General features: G+C 44.0%; 3 protein-coding genes. 2 read left to right on the top strand and 1 reads right to left on the bottom strand.

The genetic code is table 11. The annotated features are described in order from the left end of the window. Positions 1–179: helix-turn-helix domain-containing protein (locus tag BLP57_RS18820; RefSeq protein ID WP_139148857.1), on the bottom strand; the 179-nt coding region annotated here is incomplete at its 3' end. A 493-nt stretch (positions 180–672) separates the two neighbouring features. Here BLP57_RS18820 and BLP57_RS17325 point away from each other — a divergent pair. Then, complete coding sequence (locus BLP57_RS17325; protein WP_092073562.1) at positions 673–1,053, top strand: TnpV protein; 381 nt, start codon at positions 673–675, stop codon at positions 1,051–1,053. Positions 1,054–1,172: 119 nt separating this feature from the next. Then, positions 1,173–5,939 (top strand): N-6 DNA methylase, encoded by a 4,767-nt coding sequence (locus BLP57_RS17320; protein ID WP_092073559.1) that lies wholly within the window; start codon positions 1,173–1,175, stop codon positions 5,937–5,939. Positions 5,940–6,422 lie beyond the last annotated feature (483 nt).

Raw genomic sequence — 6,422 nt, 5'->3', positions numbered from 1 at the left:
GCGCTTCTTTCCCTGATAATGGAATGACGTCTGATTTCTTTGGATATGGTACTTGGATCCTTGCTTAATTCTATTGCAATACTTCTAAATGAATCACCGTTATTTAAATGCTGTTCGATTATAATACGTGCAGATAAGTCAAGATGTTTTTGGTTGCCTTTTGGTCTTCCTGTATTCATTTTATCCTCCTTCTGCACAGGCAGGGGATCATCTGCAGTAGTATTTTATAAAAAGAAGAAGGAAAAATCCATGCAGAAGTAATTTCTACAGGTATAGAATTTACTCTTGCAAGGTAGAATTTAAAAATTCATTTAACTGAAAAAAAGTTTAAAAATTCTTTAGACGCCTTTACAAGAACAAATGTTTGGTTTATGATAGAAGAGGAAGATGAAATTTTAAAATCCTTGCAGAAGCTGGCTGTCCTTACCGGAGAGGGACAGGAGGTAAAAGAAAACCAGATTACAGAGTTTCTTGTAAATAGTGTCTGTTATGCGGTGGAAAGCCGCTGCGGTATCCGAGATGACACCCTGGATTTTTCTTTTATCTGCGGTTTTTCAGAGAATGAGGAGGTTCTGTACCGGACAGGGCGGTTGGTATCCCATTTATCTGGGCGGATTGTGTTACAGATTGCAAGGACCATGAAGAACATAGACCTTGAAAGGAGGCAGTATTATGGAAGGGATCGCAGGAATCCAGTACAGGGAAATGAATGGCATACAGATACCAGTCTTAGAGGGCGTGATGAGCGAGGAGAAGATGCTGGCGTCCCTGAACCGTTACGGCAGGATCGCAGCACAGGAAATGAAGAGAACGGACCAGGCACAATACGAAATGATGCTCCTGTCCGGGAAACTGATGGAGAAACTTATGAAAATCCAGACAGAAGCGGAGGAATACCACGAGAAACTGGCAGAAAGTCTTTTGAAGACCTGGACCAGAGAGGACAGGATAGACCCTTACAACACGTTGGAAATGACCAACCTTCGGATACAGGCGGATATGGAAGCGCAGAAACAGGTTATGGAGGAGATCATTCACCCCAGGATCGGATAAAACAGGAAAAAACAGAAAAGGATACAGGGAAAGGAACTGCTTCGGCGGTTCCTTTTCTGTCTGGGGAGATAGAACCTGCACAGCCGGAAAACTGGCAGAAAGAGAAAATCCTTCTGGAAATGACAGAGCAGGAGATACCATATAAAATTTATGAGTTTTACCGGAACAATCCAGAGGAAACAGAACGGGAAGCCTATCTTTATGAATTGTATGGAGATGTAAAAAGAGAAGCCCATATAAAAGACGGTATCCTGATTGCAGAAAGCGGTTCCAGCGGTTTGTATATCCTTTGGAGTGAGGGAACTTCCATGAAGGAGGCGTTCTGGTACTGGGACGAGGTTTCTTTGGAAATTGGAAAACGGATTGAAAAAGGAACCTATCTTCCTCTGTTATCCGTATCGGAGGAAGCCTTAGAAAACGGGGAAGATATAGAGGAAGAAACCTTACAGCCAAAGAAGGCGCAGGAAGTGATTGAGGAAAAGGAACCAATCCCATTAGAAGAGATTGGCATAGCCTTTTATAAACAGAATATCCAGGCGGATATTTTAAAGAAAATGCTCTGTCTGGTCTATACGACCAATCAGCTACCGGAAGAAAAAGACCATTTTTTGAAGACGCTTTTGCTTCGGGAAGCACCGGAAGGCCAGCCTTATTATCTGGTGCGGACAGAACATGGAAATTATGAGCTTTGTATTCAGGAAAATGGGATTAAGATCACCCTGCCGGAAAGCCAGGATTTTCTGCAGGAACTTTCCTGGGATCAGTTTGGCGGGCTTACTGCACATCTGGTAGAGGAAGACCAGATTGCCTATACCGAAGATGCAGAAACCTTAGAGCAGCAGGAAAATATGTACCGTCTGCTCCCCTGGTTTCCGGCATTATGGGAAGAATATAGTGAAATTCTTAAAAAGGAAGAGCTTTGGCAGGAAGGAAGAACCTCTGTCCAGACAGAAGATAAGGTAGAAGCCGGAGATTATTATTACCCAGAAGGGTGGCTGCAGTTTACCGGTGGGGATAAAAGCCGGTATCAGAAAAATATCCGGGCAATCCGTATCTTAAAAACACTGGAGCAGGAAGAGAGAAACGCCACAAAAGAAGAACAGGAAATTCTTGCGGGGTATGTAGGGTGGGGCGGGCTGCCAAATGCTTTTAACAGTAAACGCCCGGAGTGGAAAAAAGAATATCAGGAATTGAAGGAACTGTTGACCGCAGAAGAATACGCCCAGGCAAGGGCCAGTGTCAACAGTTCTTTTTATACGCCGCCGGAAGTCGTGCGGGGTGTTTATAAAGCCTTGGAGCAGTTTGGATTCCAGAAGGGAAAAATTCTGGAACCGGCTATGGGGATTGGAAACTTTTTTCATGGTCTTCCGGAAAATATGCAAAAATCCCAGCTTTATGGTGTGGAGATTGATGCCATAAGCGGAAGGATTGCACAAAAGCTCCACCCTTCAGCCAGTATCCAGATCAAAGGATTTGAAAAAACGGAATTTGAGGATAACAGCTTTGATGTAATTGTGGGAAACGTGCCTTTTGGGGATTTCCGCTTGTACGATCCCCGATATAAAAAGATGAAGCTGAAAGTCCATGATTATTTTATCCGGAAAAGCATGGACCTCCTTCGGCCAGGAGGCATTTTGGCAGTGGTAACTTCAAAAGGAACGTTGGATAAAAATGACAGCGCTGTGAGAAAAAATCTGGCAGAACAGGCAGACCTTTTAGGGGCAGTCCGGCTTCCGGCAGATTCTTTTGGAAAGAGCGCCAATACCGCAGTTACCAGTGACCTTTTGTTTTTTCAGAAAAAAGCAGAGCCTTCGATTGGGGAGCCGATCTGGACTTATACAGGGCTTACGGAAGACATGGTGCCGGTGAATGAGTATTATCTGGAACACCCGGAAATGATGCTTGGGAAAATGGTCTGGTTTGAACAGTTTTTCGGGAAAGATTCCAAATATACAGCCCTGGTCAATGAAGCGGAAGACTTTGACCTGGAAAAAGGAATTTTGGACGCAGTTGGAGAGCTTCCGAAAAACTGTTATGAAGAAAGCATAGCAGAAAAAAAGAAGGAAGAGCAGGACGTCTTAGCTGCTTCTCCAGAGATACCTAATTATACGTTTACGGTGATACAGGACGAAGTATATTACCGGGAAGGGGAGTCTTTATACCGGAGCCAGGCAAAGGAAAGTGTGAAGCGCCGGATACGTGCCATGCATAAAATCCGCCTTCTGGTGCGTGAAATTTTACAAATACAGCAGGAAAATTGTTCTGACCAGGAATTGAAAAAGGCACAGGAACAGTTAAACCGTTTGTATGATGCCTTTGTAAAAACGCATGGATATTTCTGTGACCGGACAAATAAAATGGCGTTCCGGCAGGATAATGATTATCCCCTGCTTTCTTCCCTGGAAGTAGTTGATGAGGACAAAAATGTAACCAAAGCCGACATTTTTTATAAAAGGACCATACGCCCCAGAGATGTGATAGACAAAGTGGAAAATGCCCAGGAAGCGCTGCATATCAGTCTGTCAGAATATAACCGGGTGGATATTCCCTATATGCTTTCCCTTTATCCGGGAAACAGGAAAGAAATGTTCCAGGAATTAAAAGGGTTAATCTACCAGAACCCGGTACTGGCAAAGGAAGAAGATCCAAATGCAGGGTGGGAAACCGCAGATGAGTATTTAAGCGGCAATGTGCGTCAGAAGCTCCGTACTGCCAGGATCTATGCGCAGAACAATCCCCTGTTTGTAGACAATGTGGAAGCACTGGAAAAGGTACAGCCAAAAGACCTGACAGCGCCTGAGATCAGTGTAAAATTGGGAACAACCTGGATTGAAAATGAGGATTACGAACAGTTTATCTATGAGCTTTTGGAAATCCCGGAGAACAACCAGAGAAACTATTGCGCTCATAGTGGCCATGCCCTCAAGATTGAGCGCTTAGATGCAGATATGTCTTACCATATTGACAGGGGAAACTTTTTTGGAGGAACCATTCGTACCAGACAAACCTATGGCACAAGATTTATGGATGCGATCAGCATTATAGAGGAACTGTTAAACAGCCGGATTGTGACTATCAGGGACCGGGTGCAGGAAGGGGAAAAAGTACGTTATGTGATCAATCGGAAGGAAACCATGCTTGCCAGGGATAAGGCGGAGCAGATAAAAGAAGCCTTCCGGGACTGGATTTTTAAGGAGCCGGAGCGCAGAAAAAAATATGTGGATTTTTATAATGAAACCTTTAACTGCGACAGACAACGAAGCTATGATGGCTCTTATTTAAAACTGCCGGGACTGAACCCTCTGTTAAAGCTGCGTCCTTATCAGAAAAATGCTGTGGCAAGGGCATTGCTGTGTGGAGGAAATACCTTACTTGCTCATACGGTAGGCGCTGGTAAATCTCTGGAAATGATCTGTATCTGTATGGAGATGAGGAGGCTGGGGCTGGCAACGAAACCCCTTCTTACGGTTCCCAACCACCTGACCTTCCAGATGGGGGCAGAATTTTTGCGGGCTTATCCAGATGCGAAAATCCTGATTACCAGAAAAGAAGATTTTCAGAAGGAAAACCGCAGACGCATGATTGCCAGAATGGCAACAGGGGATTATGACTGTATTATTATCGGTCATACTCAGTTCCAGAGAATTGCCATTTCCCCTGACCGGCAAAGAGCCATGATAGAAGAACAGGCAGAGCAACTGGTAGAAGCCATTAACCAGGCAAGGGAAGAAGAGGGAAAGAACTGGTCCATAAAGCAGATGGAAAGCAGAAAGAAAAAACTGCTAGAGAAAATTGAAGAACTGAACAATGAAGAAATCAAAGATGATGTGATGTACTTTGAAGAAACAGGCGTAGATGCCTTATTTGTAGACGAAGCGCACCTGTTCAAAAATTTGGAAGTTTTTACAAAAATGAACAATGTTGCGGGCCTGGGTTCCAGCGGTTCCCAGAGGGCTATGGATATGCGTATGAAGATACAGTATATCAACGAAAAAAATCAGGGAAGGGGCGTCATTATGGCAACGGGAACCCCTCTGTCGAATTCTATGGTGGAACTTTATGTGATGCAGTTATATCTGCAGGAAAGGCGGCTTCACGAAAAGGGGATTTACCATTTTGATGCATGGGCTTCTGTGTTTGGGGAAGTTACCAGCTCTTTGGAACTGGCACCGGAAGGTACTGGTTACCGGATGCGGACCAGGTTTAATAAGTTTATCAATCTGCCGGAACTGATACACCTGTTTAAAGAAGTAGCAGACATTATTCTGCCTGATATGCTAGATATTAAGCGGCCAGAATTAAAGGACGGAAAATATAAGGTTGTAGTATCGGAAGCCTCTGATTATGTCAAAGAACGTATGCAGGAAATGGTGGAAAGGGCAGAAGCAATCCATAGAGGTGTGGTAGATCCAAAGGACGACAATATGCTCCGGATTACCGGGGAAGCAAGACTTTTGGGTACAGATCCCCGGCTTTTGGACAGTTATGCTCCGGTAGATTCGGATTCCAAACTGAATAAAGCAGTAGAAAACATTTACCAGGAATATGTACAGTCCCAGGAACAGAAAGGAACCCAGATTGTTTTTTCGGATATTGGGACACCCGGACCGGGAAAAGCGTTTACTGTCTATGATTATTTAAAACAGGAACTGATTACCAGAGGTGTTCCAGAGGAAGAAATCTGCTTTATCCATGATGCAAAAACAGATGAACAGAGGGACCGTATGTTTTCCGATGTCAGAGCCGGAAGGAAACGGATTATTATAGGAAGTACCGAAAAACTGGGAGTAGGAACCAATATCCAGACCAGAATGGTGGCGGCACATCATATCGACTGCCCCTGGAAACCCTCTGATATTGAACGTGCGCCCGTAAAGGCATCATAATAAATATACCTTTGGCAAGGTATTAGGATAGTATCTTACAGTCCTATCATCAACCGATTTACCTGTGAGGGAAACTAAATATCAGGGAAAATAGCACGTCGGTAAAGCCATAAGTCAGCTAATTACCAAGCTGCGACTGAATGGGGAGATGAAAAGTTAGGTATGAGGATAAAGCCCATACTGGTTGAACGATAGTCCAAACGGTCAATGTCGGGACTATGGCGTAAGGTAATTATTATTCGCCATATCTCAGCACTTATGTTCCGCTGTTCAGGAGCGTAAGCAAAGATAGGCTGAGACGTATATGCAATAAGCATAAAAGGATGGAAGTCGTATCCGACAACCTAACAAGCCAAATCGTTAGTATGATGCTAAACGGGGATTACCTAAGTCGAAACGCTTAAAAATAAGCTATTAAGTGTAGGCTTATGAATATTCGATATGGTAACGGAGCCTTCATAGTAGTCCGAGAGTGTTAATGGC

Source organism: Blautia sp. SF-50 (assembly GCF_900101315.1).
GTDB lineage: Bacteria > Bacillota > Clostridia > Lachnospirales > Lachnospiraceae > Blautia_A > Blautia_A fusiformis.
The sequence above is the reverse complement of the archived record's forward strand: the minus strand, read 5'-3'. Positions and strand labels throughout refer to the sequence as shown.